This is a genomic window from Flavobacterium suzhouense (genome assembly GCF_042684765.1).
Lineage (GTDB): Bacteria > Bacteroidota > Bacteroidia > Flavobacteriales > Flavobacteriaceae > Flavobacterium > Flavobacterium suzhouense.
In genome coordinates, this window is record NZ_JBHUMD010000003.1 from 242,830 (window position 1) to 264,102 (window position 21,273).

Below are 21,273 nucleotides of genomic sequence, written 5' to 3' on the forward strand. Positions count from 1 at the left end.
ATTAATAAACTTTAGTTGGCAGTAGATTACAAAATCAATTTTTGAAAATTTTTATTTATTACTATTCAAATGGATGATGCTACACTGAATACTCCTCATCAGGCTATACTACTTTTGCTTTTTTGTCTTATAACAGATTTTATAACTGGATTAATTGCTAGTTGGATAGAAAACAATAAAAAAGCAGATTTGCCACCTCACAATGAAAATATTATAAAATCTGCAAAACTGAGACTTACCGCCATAAAGTTTGTTTCTTACAGTCTTGGTATTTTAGGAGCCTGGGGAATTGAAACAATCTTTTTAATTAAAAAAATTCCTTCCGGATATATATCAACTACAGAATTAACGCTTACCACGTACGTAATTGGTTTTTTTGTCACAATAGAACTTTATTCCGTTTTTTTTGAAAACATCAAGCGTATGGGATTTGATATAATTCAAAAATCAAAAATTATAATTAATGAGATATGGAAGTTTTACAAAACATTAAAAAATGGACCTGAAAACACTTGAAAGAATAAAATTGTTACATCCAAAAATAAGAGCAGAAGTATTAAACTCTTACATTTTAATAAATCAAACTTTTACAAAAAAAGGTCTCTGCTTACGTTTCTCACATACATTTAGAAGTTTAGAAGAACAAAAAAACTTACATTCAATAGGAAGGTCAAAACCCGGAAAAATAGTAACAAACGCAAAAGAAGGACTATCAGTACATAATTATGGGTTAGCTTTTGATATTGTTATTCTGGTCGACAAAGATAATAATGGTTCCTTTGAAACTGTTTCATGGGATCTGAAATCAGATATTGACAATAACAAAACTGCCGATTGGCAAGAAGTTGTAGATTGCTTTAAAAAATCAGGGTGGACTTGGGGAGGTAATTGGAAATCATTCCCCGATTATCCACATTTTGAAAAAACTTTTGGATTGTCTCCTAAACAATTATTAGCTAAATATAGCTCTGGAGATACTTTCGAAGAAATAATAAACGGAAAAATTTATAAATGGGTCAATATTTAAAGAAATAAATATTTCGAAAACTAACTAAAAACTTCTTTAAGTACGTCCAGCGATTTAGGCCTCCTAAAGCCATCCAGATGAAAAGAATAATAATCCAGCAATATCTTGAGCAGTTGCTGTCTTTCACTAACATGAAAAGCTTTTATCCCGCTATCAAATTTTAAAGTCATTAATCTTTTAAGCAAATCACTTTCTTCCGCCGAAAGGCAACTTACTGAAGCATAAGGCACATAAATTCCTTCTGTCATTTCAAAAAAGGAATATTCATTATCTGAAGAATCAGGATAGAAGCCAAGAAATTTAGTCACTTCCATAAGTAATATAAGATGAAAATTAGCAACATCGTCATGACCATCCAGCCACAAAAGTGCTGTTTCAAGAAAAGAATATAAACTCTGGTTTTTTTCTTCTTCCTTAATGCTGTGATGCAATATTTCAGATATAAAAATAGCGATAGTAGTTTTTGTAATATCTGTAGAGATGGAATAGTAAGGATACGCCAGCTTTACTTCCTTAAAATATTCAAGAGAACCCTTGTTTTTATGAGAGGCTTCTATTTCTAATATTGTAAGCGGCCGGAAATAAACTGTTTTCTGGCTGCTTTTTTTTGATGTAAAAGCATCTCGCACATAATAAGACTTAAGCCCTTCAGACTCTGTAAAGCATTTTACTATCAGGCTTTTTTCCTGATAACGCAATGCACTAAGTACTATGGCTTTTGTTTTTACTAGCATTTTTAAAGATTAAAAAGAAAACAATTATCTGATAATCATCACTTTCTTTACCTTTGTTTGAGTGCCATCTTCAGAAGAAATAAATATCATATACACGCCCGAAGCAACTTTATATTTACCAAAGGCACGGGTATCCCAAAGTACTGTCCCTCCTTCTGATGTAGTTTCGTAAACAAGATTACCTTCAATGTCGGTAATCTTAACTACTGCATTATCCGTAAGGGCACTAATATTTACATCTCCATCGAAGTCAGGTCGTACAGGATTTGGAAAAACATATACTTTGCTCAAATCATCCGAAGCTTCGGTAGATGTTCCTCTGAAAGATACCATTCCTATGTCAGTTGCAAAAAATACTTCTCCGGTAACATGATCAATCTCTACGTCATTAATTACGTTGCTTGGCAAAGGTGAATTTTCCTTCGTAAAATGAAACAATGTTTCCTGACCGTCTGGTGAAACCAGAAAAACACCGGCACCTCCGGTAGCCAACCATTTGTTATTTGCCCCATCAACCGTAATATCAGTAATTGGCTGCTCATACATAAGCTCCTGAGCAAGTCCGTCTTCCATTATTATTATAGGATTCGTCGTAAGCTGATCCTGATTCATAAAGCGATCTACACCAGCCAATACTCTCAACCCTTTAGTAGTGCCTATCCACAAACGATTATTATTGTCTATAGCAACACATTTTGCCTCAAAAGAAGGCAAATTACCATTATCTCCTTCGGTTATGATAATTCTTTTATTATTAATACTTTCATTATAAGCTAATACGCCATATTGAGTTGTAGGTATCCATTTTGTACCATTTTTATCTATAGCCATTTTACCATAGTAATTTCGACTAAGGTCTGTTATTAATCCTTCAACTGTATAAGATGACCATGCCACTGAATTACCATTTACTTTAAACTGTTTTAATGGTTTGTCAATACCTACATTGGTCATCCATAAACTTCCTGACTTATCAAATGCAAGACTGTGTATCCTAATGCTACGATCAGATAACGCCTTCTGAAGATTGTTATTTGTATTCTGATCATTGTAAAGTATTGTCGGCACATCATTTTCTATTTTTATAAGTCCATTAAAGTATGATGATACATAAACAAGGTTCTCATTTGTTGGACTAATAGCAATATCTGCAATACAAGCTGTGGTAAACACCTCATTATTAGGTATAGTAGTCCAACCAACATCGGTAAATTTACTCACCCCTAAGTAATCAAGGTAAGGAGAGTATGGATTATAGGTGGCGGTAAAATCACCATATACAGCCCAAAGTGCCGACGGAGCTTTTTTTATTGTTACAATATTGCTTCGTTGAGGTCCATTTGGCGTAATATTATTGAATACAAAATTTGAAAAGCCCGCCGAGAACATACCATTAGCCACAGTACCTATATACACTTTTCCACCCACAACAGTAGCACAGCTAAAAACTGCATTTTCGGCTTCGGGAAGTGTAATAACATTAATCTGGGCTTCCTGAATCAGCTGTTCGTTGTAGGCGTTTACCCGATTAGCGCAGGTAACAACCATATAGCCGTTAGCCTCTCTTAAATCGGTAATGGGTGAAGGAAAAGTTGCAAAAGGAATCGCTTCTCCATTATCAAGTTTTACCAGCATACCCGTTGTATTAGCTCCAAACAAATTACCTCCAAAACTTAATACACCCGTATAACTACCTCCTGTATATTCTGACCATTGGCTAAAATCATTAAGGTTAGGATTTGAAAGCTGTGCAAAACGTATGCCCTCTAACGAGGCAGCAAAAATATATCCTGAAAATATCGTCGATTGTAATACCGCCACCTCACTCCCATTAGGCCCAAGGTAATACGTATCGCCAAATTCGAGTGTAGCCAGATTAAATACCGCAATACCAAAATCGGTTGCTATGTATGCCTTCCCATCATATTCATAAATATGGTTGATTTTCTTTTTAGAAGGCGTTACCGTATTTTCCTGAATAATATCAATCTTATTGATTATGCTGCCATCGCTGTTTATTACATTAAGCAAACCGTTGCTGTTACCCACCAGCGTTCGCTTATAAGCTGTGCTGTGCATAATTGCCGTAATAGTCTCTACCTTAAGCCCGTCTACCGAGGTTATTGTTTTTAGCTCTCCGGTAGCCGTATTTTTTTCAAACATGGCACTGCTGGCCGCCGAAAACACTTTAGTGTCTGACTGCGAAACATCTACAACGTCATTATAAGAAAAAAAGCTGCGCCAGGGCTGGTTTTGTTGGCCATAAAAACAAGCTGAAAGCAACAGAAAATATAGTGAGAAAAGATTTTTCATTAAAGCAATTATTTGCACAAATATAAGCTAAAACGCCATTATTGTGTTTTTTGTATAAACAGGACTTAAAAACTCTAATAATGACCTATAGAATATTAATTTAAAATTTTATTACCTTAGATTTATATGAAATACCTGTTCTTCATAATTAGTTTTATCTGTTGGAGTTGCAATGCGCAAGAACTTCCCATTTTAAGTACATCATCTCTTGCTAATGCCGAAGATGCAATGGAACACCCTAAAAACGGAAATTATGCAAAAGATCTTGCAAATTATAGAGATCAATATGTGGGTGTTTGGGAGTACAATCAAAATGGAATCATATTCCAATTAAAGATTGAGAAACTGGACCAGGCTCTAAATAAGATTGAATACAATGGAGAGGTATCTCACTATAATTATACTGACGAAGTTGTACTACGATATAAATTGATTAAAAATGGTAGTGTTATTTTTAATAATTTAAGTGAACCTATCGTTGATCATGTAACATCTTATGGTATAAAACAGGCCGATTCAAATTTTTTGCATGGAAGATTTTTAGACCATACCCGTAATGTTGTAGGAACGTATGATATTAGTATACCGTTTGAGAGCACCAATACAATTATATTTGATCTAAATTTGGGAACTTATACACTAAAAAACCCACCAGTATATTATCAGGATGGGCAACCGTTATTCAGTATTCCTACGGGAGGTATTGAAATGACGAAAATAAACTAACAAAAAGCCCTGTCTCAACGGCGGGGCTAAACCATATGAAACATATATTATTTATAATAGGCCTTTTTTCATTATGTTGTGATGCACAAACACCTATAATCCCTATACACGAAGGAGACAATTCCATAATTGGTGCCTACTATAAAGACACTGAAAATATCTTTCCAAAATTTGTAGGAACATGGAATTATACCAATGGCAATGAATCATTTACTATTGAATTAAAAAAACTTTCATCGTATTATGACGCGCTGGCTGGAAATTACAGTGACATTCTTATTGGCGAATATAGTTATATAGGCACTGATGGTTTTGAAAAGATAAATACTCTTTCTAATTTTATTACAGCAACATCACCTTATAATAACAATATCATTGGAACAATAATAAAAGACTATAATAGTATCCCTTCCTTAAAAAGACTTCAATTTACATTTATCGACCCGCAAAGAAGATATATAAAACAATTTATAGTTTTAAAATACATACCATCTCAAGGAAGCTCTCCTGAAAAAATTGAGTTGACATGGATTGGAGATTCTTCTGCAGTTATTGATGAAAATTCGCCAACTGATATTAGAGTGCCTAAAGTAAACTACACCCTCATAAAACAGTAATAAAAAGCCCCACCTTAACGGCGGGGCTTTCGTTTTTTATATCGGTATGGTACTTATACCACTCCCTGAGCAAGCATAGCATCGGCTACTTTTACAAAACCGGCAATGTTAGCGCCTTTTACATAGTCAACATAGCTGCCTTCTGTTCCGTAGGCAAGACATGCTGTGTGGATAGCCTCCATAATATCTTTAAGCCTTTCGTCTACCTCTTCTCTTGTCCAGCTAAGACGAAGTGAGTTTTGAGACATTTCAAGACCCGATGTTGCCACACCACCGGCATTTGACGCCTTACCCGGTGCGAACAATATTTTCGCCTCCTGGAAAGCGATAACAGCCTCAGGCGTGCTTGGCATGTTAGCTCCTTCAGCAACACAAACACAACCGCCTGCCAAAAGCTGTTTAGCCTCTTCGCCGTTAAGCTCGTTTTGCGTAGCACATGGCAATGCGATATCACATTTTACTTCCCATGGTTTACCGCCATCTACATATTTAGCATTAGGATATTGCTTTACATACTCGCTTATCCTTCCGTATTTTTCATTTTTAAGCTCCATTACAAAAGCAAGCTTCTCTTCGTTGATACCCTCTGCATCATAGATATAACCTGCTGAGTCTGAGAACGTAACCACTTTACCGCCCAGTTGCATTGCTTTTTCGGCAGCATACTGCGCCACGTTTCCAGAACCTGACACTACTACAGTCTTACCTTCAAAGCTTTGTCCTTTGGTTTTTAGCATACTTTCTGCAAAATACACACAGCCGTAACCTGTAGCTTCAGGACGAATAAGCGAACCCCCAAAAGAAATTCCTTTTCCTGTAAGTACTCCTGTAAATTCGTTTCTTATTCTTTTATACTGGCCAAATAAAAAGCCTACTTCACGGCCACCAACACCTATATCTCCCGCAGGAACGTCGGTATCAGCCCCTATGTGCTTGCAAAGCTCAGTCATGAAGCTCTGGCAAAAACGCATGATTTCATTATCTGACTTTCCTTTAGGATCAAAGTCCGACCCTCCTTTACCACCACCCATTGGCAATGTAGTAAGGCTGTTTTTGAACGTTTGCTCAAAAGCAAGGAATTTAAGGATGCTTAAGTTTACCGAAGGGTGAAAACGAAGTCCTCCTTTGTATGGACCAATAGCCGAATTCATCTGTATCCTGTAACCTCTGTTTACCTGGGTATTACCTTTATCATCCTGCCATGTAACGCGGAACATAACAACCCTCTCGGCCTCTACCATCCTTTCTAAAAGCATCTTGCCCTGATACTTTGGGTTATTGTCGATAAATGGAAGTACGGTCTCTGCTACTTCGTGCACTGCCTGTAAAAACTCCGGCTCATTCGGGTTTCTTTTAGAAACCATATCCATAAAAGACTGTAAGCTACTACTCATATAATGAAGGTTTTAGTGTTTAAGAAAACGTTTTCGTAAATTTCGGCAAATATACATTTTTATTCAAACGACCTTTTTTACACCCTGTGTTTTTTTAACACATCGCAAAATGCTTTTGTGATAGTTAAACAGCAACAGCATAACAAAAATGCGGATAACACCCTTGGAAATCTTACAGTGCTACTATGTAAATCTGCAAAAAAATCTCCAAATAAGCGTTATCCGCGTTGATAAATAAATATTAATTATTTAGGTACTGGCAGCTACTGCAAACTGCCACTGAATACTGATTACTAGCTAAATGCCTGCTCAATATCGTTTATCAGGTCATCGGCATCTTCAATACCTACACTAAGGCGAACAAGATCGTCGGTTATGCCTATCTCTTTACGTTTCGGTTCAGGTATTGAAGCGTGCGTCATCAATGCCGGGTGGTTAGCCAAAGACTCAACACCTCCCAATGACTCTGCCAGCGTAAACACTTTCAGGTCTTCCAGGAATTTTATGGCATCAGCCTTAGCTCCGCTTTTAAACGTAAATGATACCATTCCGCCAAACTGACCGTTCATTTGCTTTTTAGCAATATCATGGTTAGGGTGGTTCTCAAGACCCGGATAGTACACTTTTGCTACTTTAGGGTGTTTTGCAAGATATTCGGCAACTTTTTGTCCGTTTTCGCTATGGCACTGTACCCTCAGGTGAAGCGTTTTTATACCTCTCAGTACCAGGTACGAATCCTGTGGACCAAGGGTTGCCCCTGTAGCAAACTGAAGGAAGTGCATTTTGTCGCCCAGCTCGGCATCTTTAATAATAAGTGCACCTGCAATAACATCGCTGTGCCCGCCAAGGTATTTGGTAGCGGAGTGCATTACAATGTCAGCACCCAAATCGATAGGGCGCTGAAGGTATGGCGTTGCAAAAGTATTATCTACGGCAAAAAGTATGTTTTTAGCCTTAGTGATCTTAGCAATAGCAGCAATATCAACCACTTTCATTAATGGGTTTGTAGGTGTTTCAACCCAAACCAGCTTAGTGTTTTCGTTGATAAGCGACTGAAATTTATCAAGGTCATTCATATCCACAAAGTGGAACTTAATTCCCATATCCTGATAAATGCGGGTAAACATACGGTATGTACCTCCGTAAAGGTCATCCATCGCTATAACCTCATCGTTTGGTTTAAGCAATTTCATTACACAATCTGTAGCCGCAAGTCCTGAAGAAAAAGCAAGACCGCGTGCTCCATTTTCTATGCTAGCCAGGGCATTCTCTAATGCTGTACGTGTAGGGTTGGCACCTCGGCTGTACTCATAACCGTTAATCAGTACTCCCGGACTCTTTTGTGCAAAAGTAGAAGTCTGGAAAACAGGCGGCATTACTGCCCCTGTATGCTCTTCATGGTGCTGCCCTCCGTGGATGGCTTTAGTGTTAAATTTCATATAATCGTGTGTTTGTTGTCAATAATTTTGAGCAAATTTACTCTAATTTGTTATTCCTGCCCATTCGCAAACCGTGTTTTGCGCAACTATAACACTCTAAGCCATGAAACAAATCACCATTATTGCCCTTGCTTTACTGCTGTTTACAGCCTGTAAAAAAGAAACCGAAAAAACCGAAGAAACTAACATTACAGTTGTCGATTCAGCATCAGCAACAAAAGATGCTATTGCCTTTGCTCCAAAAAAATACAGTAAAGAATCTAAACTTGGCTGCCGCGACACACTGTGTACTTATGTGCGCATTAGTGTACCTGAGGCATCAGGCATACAGGTAGTAAGCGACAGCATCAATAACAAGCTGTTTCATGTTGCCCGAAGCATTGTTTACTTTGGCGAAAAACCTACCAAAGCCAAGAGCTATCAGGAACTGATGGATTCTTTTATTGCTTCGTATGAAGAACTCCGTAAAGATTTCTCTGAAAGTTTTCCGTGGGAATCTAAAGTAAAAGCTACTGTAGATTATCAAAGCGATAGCATTATCAATATAAAAGTAAACAGCTATATGTTTACCGGTGGCGCTCATGGTTACGAAGGTAACCGCTCGCTTATATTTAATGCCAAAACAGGCCGCAGCCTTACCTACGACAATATCTTTAAAGACAAAAAGGCTTTTACGGCATTTGCCGAAAAGAAATTCCGTGCCAAGTATAAAATCCCTGCCGGAAAGTCTATCAATATCACAGGACTGATGTTTGAGAATGATAAATTTATCTTACCGCAAAATATCTTCTTTACCAAAGAAGGACTGCAACTGTTTTACAATCCTTATGAAGTAGGTTCTTTTGCCGATGGTGCTAAAGAAATTCTTATTCCATACAGCGAAGCCGATGCTTATTTAAAAGTGAAATAAAGTTGATGTGTCGATTCGGTTATTTGGTTATTTGATACCGTACGGAACGAATCAACAAATCAACAAATAACCGAATCAATATTTTCAATAAACAAAGAAGCCAGCTTTTCAGCTGGCTTCTTTGTTTATTGAAAATTAGTCTCTGCTTGATAGTTTAGCGAATAGTCTTAAGAACTCAACATATAACCATACAAGAGTAACCATAAGCCCCATAGCTCCAAACCACTCCATGTATTTTGGCAGACGCTGTTGTGCGCTTTTCTCGATAAGATCAAAATCAAGGAAAAGGTTAAGTGCAGCAATAATAATTACAAATACACTAATACCGATACTCATAAGAGAGTTATTCTGGATTGAGTGGATTGGCATAAAACCAAAGAAACTCATTATCCACGAAATCAGGTAATAGGTAGCAATTGCCAGCGTAGCAGCAATTACAATAGATTTAAACTGCTCAGTTACTTTAACAATACGGAATCTATATAAACCGAAACATACTATAAACGTTACAAATGTCGCAGTAACTGCTTTCATAGCAATTCCCTGACCAGGATACATGGCATCGATAATAAGCGTAAGTCCCCCAATAAATAAACCTTCAAATAAAGCATAAGCCGGTGCAAGATAACGTGATGTAGCCGGTTTAAAGCTTGCTACAAGCACCGAGATAAAGGCAAGTATTGCGCCTCCTATTGTTGACGGAAGTATATTAAACCCATTAACCGCCATATACCATACTGTGAATGCACCAGTTAGCAGCAACAGTAAAAGGATAAAACTCTTGTTTACCGCTCCGTTTACCGTCATGGTGTTATTGTAATCAATAAGTACATTGCCTTCAGCATCATAAATAGTGTCTGCCTTTGCAAATGACTTATTACTTAAAAAAGGATTTTTCGATTTGAATTCCATTGTGTTTTTTGTTTTGTAGTCCAAATATATAAAAAAAATTGTTGTCGGTTGTCAGTTGTTGGTTGCCGGAAATATCAATCATAATCTGTGCCAGAAAACTATCTGACAACCGGCAACTAATAACCACTTATACCAGTTTTTTCAGCCTGAGTATCATTCCCAGGTGAATTCCTTCGTGGTAGTTGTTAAAAGCTATAGCGTCTTCAATAGTATCAAGGCCAAAACCAAGTTCACTCTTTCTTGCGTTATATGTGGTAAAGATTCCGTTTCGGTAATCTTCCTCCGTTTTTTGTATGGTAGAGAACAGTAGTGCTTTCATTTCATCAACCTCCGCCTGTGTTACATCGCGTTCCGGTTTTGTGCCACGCATGTACATAGCCACAAGCTCATCGCTTAGTGTAGTAGACAGTCCCGCTCCCTTATACGTCAGTATTTGCTGCGAAACCATAATATGTCCTATGTGCCACATTAGGTTATTGTTCCATCCGTCAGGAATTTTATTAAGCTGCTCAAGGGTATAGTTATCCAGCAGTCGTGCGTAAATCTCTCTGCTGGTGCGTGTAATTTTAAATTCTGCTTCCATTATGTTTGTTGTTTATTGGGATACGAATTTATGGAAAGAAATGAGAACGGTGAAAATATACCAACCTGAAATTTTACATTTGCAGTATGAAAGCAATATTTTACCTTAAAACCTGCGATACCTGCAGAAAGATCATAAAATCACTTCCAAACATTGAGGGCTTTACGCTTCGCGAAATAAAAACGGAGCCTATTACCGTAAAAGAGCTGGAAGAAATGCATCGCCTTGCCGGCAGTTATGAGGCACTCTTTAGCCGTAAGGCAACGCTTTACAAAGAGCGTGGCATGAAAGACATGACGCTTAACGAAGCCGATTACAAAACATACATACTGGAACATTATACTTTTTTGAGCCGCCCTGTAATTGTAGATGGCGATAAAATATTTGTAGGCAACAGCAAAGCCGTTGTCGCAGAAGCCATAGCACACCTGAGCTAATGGGCAAACGCAACCTCGCCCTGGTAGCTGCTACGGTAGTATCTGTCATTTACGGAGTTACTTTTACCATTGCTAAAGATGTTATGCCTGCCTATGTAAAACCCTTTGGTTTCATTGTGTTGCGTGTTGGCGGTTCGGCAGTGCTGTTTTGGTTATGCTCGCTGTTTCTTGGCAAAGAAAAAATAGACCTTAAAGATTTCCCGCGCATTGTTGCTGCGGCCTTCTTTGGGGTAGCCTTTAATATGCTTACCTTCTTTCAGGGACTAAGCCTTACCTCGCCTATTATGGCATCGGTATTGATGGTTACTACCCCAATGATAGTATTGGTACTCTCGGCTATTATCATGAAAGAAAAGATACTGGGCAAAAAAGCGCTGGGTATTTTTCTTGGACTGGGCGGAACCGTACTGCTCATCCTTTACGGAAAGTCTGTTGGCAAAGCCGATAATGCCCTTTGGGGTAATTTTCTGGTATTCGTCAATGCTATATCATATGGCTTGTACCTCATTATTGTGAAGAAACTAATGGACAAATACGATCCCTTTGCTTTTGTAAAATGGATATACCTCTTTGGATTCTTTATGGTACTCCCATTTGGTTATCAGCAACTGGCTGAGGTAAACCTTCCCGGATTACCATTTGATATAGGCATTAAAGTAGCATTCGTAGTGATTTTTTCTACTTTCCTGACGTATCTGCTCAACCTACTTTCCATGAAAGAGTTAAAGCCTACCACCGTTGCGGTATTTATTTACCTGCAGCCGTTTTTTGCAACCGTATTCGCCATAGGATTAGGTAAAGATGAGCTTAGTATCGTAAAACTGCTTTCAGCACTACTGATATTCGTGGGAGTGTACCTGGTTACCATGACGAAATCCGGTAAGCAGTCGCAGTAAACAGTTTTAAGTTTTATTATAATAAGAGATTGCCACGCTCTGTTACTCTTCGCTCGCAATGACACAGTAAGGACTGAAAACTGTGACTGCGACTGAAGACTATTGTTTACCTGCTTCCACAAACCACTCTTTCAGTGTTGGAAAAATCATATTGGAAACCTTAAGTATAGGATTAAAGAACATCGACTTATCCAGCGTTTCCTGTGAAGCGAACGTATTATTAAAGTTGATCTTTACAAACAATGTAAGCACCACACTCAATACCAATATCATTCGCAACAAACCAAAGAATGCTCCAAGTATACGGTTCATAAGGCCAAGTCCGGAGAAATCGGCAATTTTGGTAAGCACTTTTGCCAGTAATGTGATACCCACAACCACAGCAATAAATGTTATGATGAATGCCGTAATAGCTGCTGTTTTAGGATCTTCAGGAAGGCTGCCATCGAGATAGTGCCCCACAGCACCCGAGAATTTAATGGCAACATAAATCCCTAAAAGCAGTGAAACCAATGATGCCAACTCAACAAACAGGCCTTTGCGAAGCCCGCTGATAACACCCCAAACCAAAAAACAGAACAGTATAATATCTAAAAAAGTCATAAGGCAAAGGTAAGCCCTGCTACACAGAAACAAAAGGCAGATGCTGATTAAATTTCAAGTCACTATCTTTGCGGCTTTAAAACACTATAATGTCAAGAGACGAACAACTAAAACAGCGCTGGGAACAGCTTGTCACTATATTATCCGACCGATTTGCCGATGGCGATACCCTTGACCTTGATGCCATAATTTACCTTATTGGTGTTCAGGAATTGGGTCAGTTTAACCGAAAATTTAAAAAAGACGAAAAGGTAAACCTTATGCATATTGCTATTTGCCGTTTGCTGGAGCCTTTTGGCTATTACGAATTTGCCTTTTTTGATGAAGACGGCTGGCCCCATTATACGGTTAAGGAAGAATTGCCTTCGCTAAAAGCCGGAGAGCAAAGCATACTTATGAAAGGTGCGATAGTAGACTATTTCCTGGAAAAAGGGCTTATAGCATAAATGCCCGAGAAACTAAAAAGCCCCCGCAATAGCGGGGGCTTTTCGTTGGAAAAAACTACATATTTGTGGGGGCAAAAATATGCGTGCCCGTTTTTACACAGGACTTAAATAGGGACGTAAATCCCTATACTTAAACTTAAACCATGATAAAGCTACCGGAAATAAATATGCCTGCATAATTAATGAGGTAAAGGCAGGCATTATGCAGGTAAACTGCTTTTTTTTGACTAAAAGGCATTAAAAAACCGGTGCAGTAAGCCCACCGGTTTTTCTTTTGTAAAATCCGGCATCCCTACCGGACACCTGCCGAAGCAGGATTTTCCCAACCAACCAATTAATCAAACCTCTAAAGGCTTAATCTGTACCAAACTTACGGCGGGAATTGATAGAATAAAAATTTTTGAGGTTAAGATTATCGTTTCATCGGTAAATGAACCATATATCGACGAATGACATAGTAAAATAACACTTTTTTTATCAAAAAAAACCTGAGGGTGGTTCCTCAGGTTTACGAATTGTGTTTAGCAAGTACCTGAAAATAGCCTTAACAAAATAACTACCGTGGGGGATCGGTATATCTTAACTATCACAGGATTTAAAGCAAACATACAAGCGATATAATTGCTAAAAAATTTTATGCGGTAAAACAGTCAAAAATGTAGGTTAACCGTAGAAATATCAAGGTTTTGTACGTATTTTCAGGTAATAAAAAAAGCCTGAGTATGTACTCAGGCTTTTTTTATGTAATAGCTTCACGTGGGGGCAAAAAAGCTGTTTTGTAAAAATAAACCTGCCGCGCTAACGGCAGGTCATAAACCAATCAACCAATCTTAAATCCATAACAAACGTACGACGGGTTTTGATATCAAAAAATTTTATGAGGCGAAGGGTAAAAATGTGTCGGTTAACTCAACAAATGAGTGAAGTTTGACAATCAATAAATAAAAAATCCTGAGTAACCAGCTCAGGATTTTTTATAATAGCTTATTTGTGGGGGCAAATAGCGCTTTGTAAAAATAAACCTGCCGCGCTAACGGCAGGCCATAAACCAATCAACCAATCTTAAATCCATAACAAACGTACGGCGGGTTTTACTATTAAAAAATTTTATGAGGTAAAGGGTAAAAATGTGTCGGTTAACTCAACAAATGAACGAAGTTTGACATCAATAAATAAAAAATCCTGAGTAACCAGCTCAGGATTTTTTATAATAGCTTATTTGTGGGGGCAAATAGCTGTTTTGTAAAATTTGTGCCTGCTGCGGGGGAACAGCAATGCGTAAACCAATCAACCAATCTAAATCTGAGACAAACGTACGACAGGTTTTACTATTAAAAAATTTTATGAGGTAAAGGATGAAAATGTGTCGGTTAATAATGTTTCTGGTTGAAACTTTTAGGGTTATTGTTTTGTGAAGATCACAAAACAAGCCTGACCGTGGGGGCGGTGCAGGACTTTTTTTCTTTAAACAAACATAACCCATTACAAACACAGTTATGAAGATAACATACTATATCTGTTTTAAAAAAAAGACTGCAAATGTGTCTGTAAAAAGCAACTTTTAATCGACAAAAGGAAATTAAAAACCCTGTGCGAATAAGGGTAAGCACAGGGTTTCCGTATTTGGCGCCATGGTCTAAACATTAATGGCACCGGTTGTTTAGTATAAGAACGGGAGTGTACTGTTTTCCTCACAACGGTAAACTGCAGCTCTTACTTATACTAACGCAAATTTGTTGCCAATATTTAATTTATGGACTGATTTTTTTATGATGAAAGTATAAAACCCAAGTTGCGTGCTTTAATCGTAAAAAATTATAGCAACGCTATGATGGCATAACAAATTAAAAATGACTAAATTTGCCGCACTTTACAAAAGAACGATGATAGATAAGATTAAAGGATATATTGCAGAAGCAGAAGCATTTACTACTCAAAATAAAGAAGAGCTGGAAGCATTCAGGATTAAGTTTCTTGGTAAAAAAGGCCTTCTAAATGATTTTTTCGCTGAATTTAAAGCTGTTCCTAATGAGCAGAAAAAAGAATTCGGACAGGTGGTTAACACACTGAAAAAGACTGCTGAAGATAAAGTAGCTACCATTCAGGAAGCACTTGAAAGCAAAGAAGAAGCTAAAGGCATTTATGGTGACCTTACCCGTCCCGGAGAGCCGTTTGCCGTAGGTTCGCGCCACCCTATATCTATCGTTAAGAACCAGATTATCGATATCTTCTCTAATATAGGCTTTAACGTAAGTGAAGGCCCGGAAATTGAAGATGACTGGCATAACTTTACAGCACTTAACCTGCCGGAATACCATCCGGCACGCGATATGCAGGATACCTTTTTTATCCAGACAAACCCGGATGTATTGCTTAGAACGCATACGTCATCGGTACAGGTACGCTATATGGAAGAGAACAAACCGCCTATCCGTACCATTTCTCCGGGAAGGGTATTCAGAAATGAGGCTATATCATCGCGTTCGCACTGTATCTTCCACCAGATAGAAGGACTTTACATAGACAAAGATGTTTCGTTTGCCGATCTTAAGCAAACGCTTTTATACTTTACCAAAGAAATGTTCGGCAAGAGCAAGATTCGTCTTCGCCCGTCGTACTTCCCGTTCACAGAGCCAAGTGCTGAGATTGACATTTACTGGGGCCTTAAGACTGAGACTGATTACAGAATCACTAAGGGAACAGGATGGCTTGAGATTGGCGGATGCGGTATGGTAGACCCTGCGGTTTTAACCAACTGCGGTATTGACGCTACAAAATATAACGGATTTGCCTTTGGTATGGGCGTAGAGCGTATTGCGATGCTACAATACCAGATAGGCGATATAAGAATGTTCTATGAAAATGATGTTCGTTTTCTGGAACAATTCAAATCAAGCATATAATACAGAACCCACCGTATGGTGGGTTTTTTATTTGAGTATGTTCAGTCATTGCGAGCGGAATGCAATGGAGCGCGGCAATCTTTTAGATTGCTTCGTCATACCTCCTCGCAATGACGCAGTGTCAATAAAGGACTTCAACTACTTCACCTTTGGCAACATAAATTCATCGGCACGTCCGCCTTGCTTTGCATCGCCAAACTTATCCAGTATCTGGAGTTTTCCTTCCATTACTTTAAACTTATGGTGGTCGCCTTCTGCATCAAGCGTAATAACACTACCCTTCTCATCCCAGGAGAACTTGCCCTTAAAAGTGCGTGGTATTTTTTCTTTTTCAAGATATTGTTCGCTTAACGAATAGGTATTATCGTTATTCAATGTCATCACGGTTTTAATTCCGGGGCAGTCGGCACAGGGTGTCACACCGCTATAAGTACCCGCCCAGTCGAGGGAATTACTGCTGTTGTGGACAGTATTAATCTCAAATGTATCATTCTCAACCGTATCAACTACTTCTTTTGGATGAATTTCTTTATCTAACCTCTCAGGGCGTTTTTCTTCTTTACAGCCACCAGCAGTTATCAAAACTGCTGAAAGGCATAGTATCTGCAATAGTCTCATAGTATATATTTTAAACGGAAATTACATAAATTATAACCACCAGATTCCCAAAGAAATCTCAAAGTTTACCGGTAGGTCTGTATTTTAGAAATCGGGGATTTAGAGTATCTTTGCGCTTTAAAAAACTTAGTACTCTTAGTCTAATCGCTTTGTGCCCTTTGTGGTTAAACAACATACATTAAAATGAAAAAAGACATCATAATCCCTCAGGTAGAAAACGTATATATGGCAGCGGTTCAGGAATGGAATGACGATTTCATGCAGAAAACCTGGTATGCCTACCTTATCAACGACAGTGATTTTACCCTTGAGAATGTTATAATTGTATCGAGCGCATCGGGAACAATAGATGGTGAACCACGCAAAACATCGATGCTGCGCCATGCATTTAAAGAAATTCCTCCTGTATCTGTAGCTAAAATAGAACTTATTGAAGACAGCGTACTGGTGCTTGACAACCAGTTTATGGTAACCTTCTTTATAGAAAATACGCTTTACGACAAGACCTATACTTTTAAGGCACACTCAATACACGAAGATTATGTAGCTGAAGTGCCTATCCTGTTTCAGGACGGTATAATGATAGAGTAAAACCTGTTTCGGGTTTTTGGTTCTGGGTTTAGAGTTCAACTCATACTATAATTGAACGCGGATGCCGCGGATTTAGGCGAATTTTCACAGATTTTAATTTACCATAAGTGAAGCTAATCTGTGGTTATCTGTTTAATCTGTGTCATCCGCGTTCAATATTTATATTCCCTTTTACCGAAAAAATCCGCATCTTTATCAAAATTTTGGGTCAGAAATGAAAAAGCTATCGCTACTTGCATTCAGTCTATTATCTGTTTTATCATATTCGCAATCGGCTGACTTAGCCTCTTATGTAAATCCGTTTATCGGGACCGGAGGCCACGGCCACACTTTTCCGGGTGCTACGGTGCCTTTCGGCATGGTACAACTAAGCCCTGACACCCGTATTGATGGCAGTTGGGATGGTTGCAGCGGTTATCATTATTCGGATAATGTAATCTATGGCTTTTCGCATACCCACCTTAACGGAACGGGCGTTTCCGACTATGGCGACATTATGCTGATGCCTACCATGAGCGAACCCAGCCTTGATAAAAAAGATTACTCCTCGCCTTTCTTCCACATGAACGAAAAAGCCACGGCAGGATATTATGCCGTAGAGCTTAACGACGATAACATCAATGTTGAACTGACTTCTACTACACGGGTTGGACTTCATCAATACACTTTTTCTAAAAGCGGACAGGCAAACATTATCCTTGACCTGAACCATCGCGACCAACTTATTATGGGCGAAGTGCGTGTGATTGACAACAAAACAATTGAAGTATTGCGCCGCAGTTCGGCGTGGGCCAGAGACCAATATGTATATGCCCGTATTGAGTTCAGCAGCCCTATGAACATTACCAAGGTGAATAACAATGCCTTTGCGCCGGCTAAGGTAACCGACAAATTCTTTGCTGGATCTTTGTTAGCAATGAGCTTCAGCAAAAATGTAAAAGCCGGCGAAAAGCTATTGGTAAAAGTCGCACTGTCACCCACAGGATACGAAGGTGCCGCAAAAAACATGAAAGCTGAAATGCCGGGCTTTGATTTCAAAAAGACAAAAAAGGATGCCGAAGCCCTTTGGAACAAAGAACTCCACAAGATAGAGATCACAGAAAAGGATAATGATAAACTGGCGGTTTTCTATACGGCTTTATACCATACCATGATGCAGCCCAATATTGCCATGGACGTAGATGGCATGTACCGTGGGCGCGATAACGAGCTTCATAAAGCCGAAGGTTTTGATTATTACACGGTATTCTCACTATGGGACACTTTCAGGGCGGCACATCCTCTATATACCCTGATTGACAAAAAACGCACCAGCGACTTTATAAATACGTTTATTAAACAGTATGAGCAAGGTGGACGGCTTCCGGTTTGGGAACTGGCAAGCAATGAGACCGACTGCATGATAGGTTACCACTCCGTATCAGTAATGGCCGATGCTATGGCTAAAGGTATTAAAGGCTTTGACTATGAAAAGGCATTCGAAGCCGCCAAACATAGTGCAATGCTGGATCATTTGGGCCTTAAAGCCTATAAAGCCAATGGCTACATCAGTATAGACGATGAACACGAAAGCGTTTCTAAAACGCTTGAATATGCCTATGACGACTGGTGTATTGCCCAAATGGCAAGTATCTTGGGTCATACAAAAGATTATGAGTATTTCATGACCCGCTCGCAAAGTTGGAAAAACCTGCTTGACCCCGAAACCAAAAATATGCGCCCGCGCAAAAATGGTGGCTGGGACAAACCTTTCGACCCGCGCGAAGTAAACAACAATTACACCGAGGGTAATAGCTGGCATTATACCTTCTTTGTACCACAGGATATTGAAGGCATGATAGAAGCCTTTGGAGGAGAAAAAGCCTTTGAAGCCAAACTGGATGAGATGTTCAACGCACCAAGTGCTACCACAGGTCGTGAACAGGTAGACGTTACAGGACTCGTAGGCCAGTATGCGCAGGGTAACGAACCAAGCCACCACATGGCTTATTTGTATAACTATGTTGGCAAGCCCGAAAAGACTAAAGAGAAAGTTCACTATATTCTGAACGAATTTTATAAAAACACTCCTGATGGGCTTATAGGAAATGAAGACTGTGGCCAGATGAGTGCCTGGTATGTGTTAAGCAGTATGGGAATGTATCAGGTTACTCCCGGGACCACTTATTTTAATACGGTTGAACCATTCTTCAAAAAAACACATATAAATACAGGAAACGGAGCTTCGGGAATCATTGACCTTTCCTCCTATAAGGATGATATAGCAGCATTTGACATCAATAATGATGTTGTATCAGAACAACTTGCCTATAAAGAGATTGTTCCTGTTCCAGCTATTGAAGCGGAGAGCAAATCGTTTGAGGATAAGATGACTGTAAATATTATATCACATCTTGACAAAGAAGACTCACTAAGACGTGCCCCCGAAACAATTTTGTTTTATAAAGTTTCTAACCCGCACGAAAAGGATAAAGGCTCTTATGAAATCTATAAAGGACCATTCTCAATTAAAGAGTCATCTATCATTCAAGCCTATGCCGCTGATGGATTAGGCGGTATGAGCAAACCTGTCACAGCCACTTTCATAAAAAAGCCTAACAACTACACCATAAAGCTTAATTCAAGGTATAACAGAGCCTATCATGCCGGCGGTGCTGCGGGTCTTATTGATGGCATAACAGGTACCGAAAACTGGCGCAAAGGCGACTGGCAGGGCTATCAGTCACAGGATTTTGAGGCCATTATCGATTTACAAAAGAAAAAGAAAGTAAACGAAGTATCAGCACGATTCCTTCAGGACAGCCGTGCGTGGATACTGATGCCTGCTAAAGTGGAATATTATGTTTCCGATGATAATGTAAACTTTATCCTTGCGCATACCATTGAAAATACTATTGATCCAAAAGAAAACGAATCGATCATAAAAAGCTTTGATGCTACATTGATCAATGTAAAGGCACGCTACATAAAGGTAAAAGCATACAACTTTGGTAAATTACCGGAATGGCACCAGGGCTTTGGCAGTGATGCGTTTATTTTTATTGATGAGATTACTGTAAAGTAGTTGATGGTTGTTAGTTATCGGTTGTCAGACCAACAGCAACTATCCAGCAACTGGCAACCATCAACCGATAACTATTTCTCTTTCACCGGAAACAACAACGAAGCCGCTACAGAGATTATCAGCACCCCTCCTACTACCATTAGCGAATGAGGTGAAGAAATGTGGTAAAAAGGACTTATTAGCATTTTTACACCAATAAAAGCCAGTATTACTGCAAGACCGTAATGCAGCCTGCTGAACATATGCATAAAGTTAGCCAAAAGGAAATACAATGCCCTTAACCCCAGTATCGCAAATATGTTTGATGTATAAAGGATAAAAGGATCATCCGGAGCAATGGCAAATATTGCAGGGATAGAATCTACTGCGAATATAAGGTCGGTAAACTCAATAACCGCCACTACTACCAATAGCGGTGTAGCCAGTTTTTTACCATCTATCTTTACAAAGAAATTATCGCCTTCATAGTTTTTGGTCACATTAAAGAAACGATATACCACACGTGCTCCCGGGCTTTTAGAAAAGTCCTTGTTTTCATCATCATCTTCGTGAGCAGTCCACGACTTGATGCCGGCTACAACCAAAAAGAGGCCAAATGCCGAAAGAACAGCATTTATCTCACGCTCTGCGCCAAAAATCTCAATTGGTGGCAAATAGGTCATATTAATAAGCTCTACACCCGTAAAGATGAATATCGCACGGAATACCAATGCCCCAATAATACCCCAAAATAGTACTTTATGGTGCAGGTGCTTAGGGACATTAAAAAAGCCAAATACAAGAATGAAAACAAAGAGATTATCTACCGAAAGCGCTTTTTCAATCCAATAGGCACTCTGAAATTGTGTAAATTGTTCGAAACCGAGGTAATAATAAATAACACCACTAAATGCCATTGCCAGTGATATCCAGACTACAGACCAGGTAAGTGCTTCTTTGTTCGATACCTCGTGGCTGTTCTTATTAAAAACACCCAAATCGAGTAAAAGCATTATAACTACCAGAATAGAGAATCCGGCCAGTATACCGGGATGGTTAATAAGATGGTCCATAGAGGTTA

20 protein-coding genes are annotated in these 21,273 nt (G+C 38.9%); 11 read left to right on the top strand and 9 right to left on the bottom strand.

The features are described 5' to 3' along the window. The first annotated feature begins 69 nt into the window (after positions 1-69). Both ACFSR3_RS01930 and ACFSR3_RS01935 read left to right on the top strand, forming a co-directional pair. On the top strand, positions 70-516 hold the full coding sequence (locus ACFSR3_RS01930; protein WP_379819475.1) for a phage holin family protein: 447 nt from the start codon (positions 70-72) through the stop codon (positions 514-516). Beyond that, positions 497-1,027: a M15 family metallopeptidase gene (locus tag ACFSR3_RS01935; RefSeq protein WP_379819476.1), complete on the top strand. Its 531-nt coding sequence runs from the start codon at positions 497-499 to the stop codon at positions 1,025-1,027. The genes ACFSR3_RS01930 and ACFSR3_RS01935 overlap by 20 nt, the downstream gene beginning before the upstream one ends. Before the next feature lie 20 nt (positions 1,028-1,047). On the opposite strand, the gene recO is transcribed toward ACFSR3_RS01935, so the two are convergent. Both recO and porZ read right to left on the bottom strand, forming a co-directional pair. Then, entirely contained in the window at positions 1,048-1,761 is a 714-nt protein-coding gene (gene recO / locus ACFSR3_RS01940) for a DNA repair protein RecO (protein ID WP_379819477.1), read from the bottom strand. A gap of 24 nt (positions 1,762-1,785) precedes the next feature. Then, positions 1,786-4,074: a type IX secretion system anionic LPS delivery protein PorZ gene (gene porZ, locus ACFSR3_RS01945; protein WP_379819478.1), complete on the bottom strand. Its 2,289-nt coding sequence runs from the start codon at positions 4,072-4,074 to the stop codon at positions 1,786-1,788. Positions 4,075-4,200: 126 nt separating this feature from the next. On the opposite strand from porZ, the gene ACFSR3_RS01950 reads away from it, so the two are divergent. Next, a complete protein-coding gene (locus ACFSR3_RS01950; RefSeq protein WP_379819479.1) occupies positions 4,201-4,800 on the top strand; it encodes a DUF6705 family protein in 600 nt (199 codons plus the stop codon). 35 nt (positions 4,801-4,835) lie between these two features. After that, positions 4,836-5,417 carry a DUF6705 family protein gene (locus ACFSR3_RS01955; RefSeq protein WP_379819480.1) on the top strand — a complete coding sequence of 194 codons (582 nt, stop codon included), beginning with the start codon at positions 4,836-4,838 and terminating at the stop codon, positions 5,415-5,417. 53 nt (positions 5,418-5,470) lie between these two features. Here ACFSR3_RS01955 and gdhA read toward each other — a convergent pair whose 3' ends face one another. Together gdhA and ACFSR3_RS01965 are read right to left on the bottom strand one after the other, a co-directional pair. Then, entirely contained in the window at positions 5,471-6,811 is a 1,341-nt protein-coding gene (gene gdhA / locus ACFSR3_RS01960) for an NADP-specific glutamate dehydrogenase (protein WP_379819481.1), read from the bottom strand. Between the two features lie 293 nt (positions 6,812-7,104). Further along, positions 7,105-8,250 (bottom strand): cystathionine gamma-synthase, encoded by a 1,146-nt coding sequence (locus ACFSR3_RS01965; RefSeq protein ID WP_379819482.1) that lies wholly within the window; start codon positions 8,248-8,250, stop codon positions 7,105-7,107. Between the two features lie 103 nt (positions 8,251-8,353). Here ACFSR3_RS01965 and ACFSR3_RS01970 point away from each other — a divergent pair, with 103 nt between their 5' ends. Then, entirely contained in the window at positions 8,354-9,160 is an 807-nt protein-coding gene (locus tag ACFSR3_RS01970; RefSeq protein WP_379819483.1) for a DUF3298 and DUF4163 domain-containing protein, read from the top strand. Between the two features lie 135 nt (positions 9,161-9,295). Here ACFSR3_RS01970 and ACFSR3_RS01975 read toward each other — a convergent pair whose 3' ends face one another. After that, the gene (locus ACFSR3_RS01975) at positions 9,296-10,072 is read right to left on the bottom strand and encodes a Bax inhibitor-1/YccA family protein (protein ID WP_379819484.1); all 777 of its coding nucleotides are present in this window, start codon (positions 10,070-10,072) and stop codon (positions 9,296-9,298) included. 127 nt (positions 10,073-10,199) lie between these two features. After that, positions 10,200-10,655: a DinB family protein gene (locus ACFSR3_RS01980; RefSeq protein WP_379819485.1), complete on the bottom strand. Its 456-nt coding sequence runs from the start codon at positions 10,653-10,655 to the stop codon at positions 10,200-10,202. A gap of 86 nt (positions 10,656-10,741) precedes the next feature. On the opposite strand from ACFSR3_RS01980, the gene ACFSR3_RS01985 reads away from it, so the two are divergent. Together ACFSR3_RS01985 and ACFSR3_RS01990 are read left to right on the top strand one after the other, a co-directional pair. Then, the gene (locus ACFSR3_RS01985) at positions 10,742-11,092 is read left to right on the top strand and encodes an arsenate reductase family protein (protein WP_379819486.1); all 351 of its coding nucleotides are present in this window, start codon (positions 10,742-10,744) and stop codon (positions 11,090-11,092) included. Then, a complete protein-coding gene (locus ACFSR3_RS01990; protein ID WP_379819487.1) occupies positions 11,092-11,988 on the top strand; it encodes a DMT family transporter in 897 nt (298 codons plus the stop codon). The genes ACFSR3_RS01985 and ACFSR3_RS01990 overlap by 1 nt, the downstream gene beginning before the upstream one ends. Positions 11,989-12,087: 99 nt before the next feature. Here the strand turns inward: ACFSR3_RS01990 and ACFSR3_RS01995 are convergent, their stop codons facing one another. Then, a complete protein-coding gene (locus ACFSR3_RS01995) occupies positions 12,088-12,591 on the bottom strand; it encodes a CvpA family protein (protein WP_379819488.1) in 504 nt (167 codons plus the stop codon). An 89-nt stretch (positions 12,592-12,680) separates the two neighbouring features. Between ACFSR3_RS01995 and ACFSR3_RS02000 the strand changes: the two genes are divergently transcribed. Both ACFSR3_RS02000 and pheS read left to right on the top strand, forming a co-directional pair. Then, on the top strand, positions 12,681-13,037 hold the full coding sequence (locus tag ACFSR3_RS02000; RefSeq protein WP_114757701.1) for a hypothetical protein: 357 nt from the start codon (positions 12,681-12,683) through the stop codon (positions 13,035-13,037). 1,883 nt (positions 13,038-14,920) lie between these two features. Further along, positions 14,921-15,940 carry a phenylalanine--tRNA ligase subunit alpha gene (gene pheS / locus ACFSR3_RS02005; RefSeq protein ID WP_379819529.1) on the top strand — a complete coding sequence of 340 codons (1,020 nt, stop codon included), beginning with the start codon at positions 14,921-14,923 and terminating at the stop codon, positions 15,938-15,940. A 138-nt stretch (positions 15,941-16,078) separates the two neighbouring features. On the opposite strand, the gene ACFSR3_RS02010 is transcribed toward pheS, so the two are convergent. Further along, positions 16,079-16,558, bottom strand: a complete 480-nt coding sequence (locus ACFSR3_RS02010; RefSeq protein ID WP_379819489.1) for a copper resistance protein NlpE — start codon at positions 16,556-16,558, stop codon at positions 16,079-16,081. 183 nt (positions 16,559-16,741) lie between these two features. Here ACFSR3_RS02010 and ACFSR3_RS02015 point away from each other — a divergent pair, with 183 nt between their 5' ends. Both ACFSR3_RS02015 and ACFSR3_RS02020 read left to right on the top strand, forming a co-directional pair. After that, positions 16,742-17,149 (top strand): hypothetical protein, encoded by a 408-nt coding sequence (locus ACFSR3_RS02015; protein ID WP_114757704.1) that lies wholly within the window; start codon positions 16,742-16,744, stop codon positions 17,147-17,149. Positions 17,150-17,363: 214 nt separating this feature from the next. Then, entirely contained in the window at positions 17,364-20,213 is a 2,850-nt protein-coding gene (locus tag ACFSR3_RS02020) for a GH92 family glycosyl hydrolase (RefSeq protein ID WP_379819490.1), read from the top strand. Positions 20,214-20,284: 71 nt separating this feature from the next. Here the strand turns inward: ACFSR3_RS02020 and ACFSR3_RS02025 are convergent, their stop codons facing one another. Next, positions 20,285-21,265, bottom strand: a complete 981-nt coding sequence (locus ACFSR3_RS02025) for a TerC family protein (RefSeq protein ID WP_379819491.1) — start codon at positions 21,263-21,265, stop codon at positions 20,285-20,287. Positions 21,266-21,273: the final 8 nt, after the last annotated feature.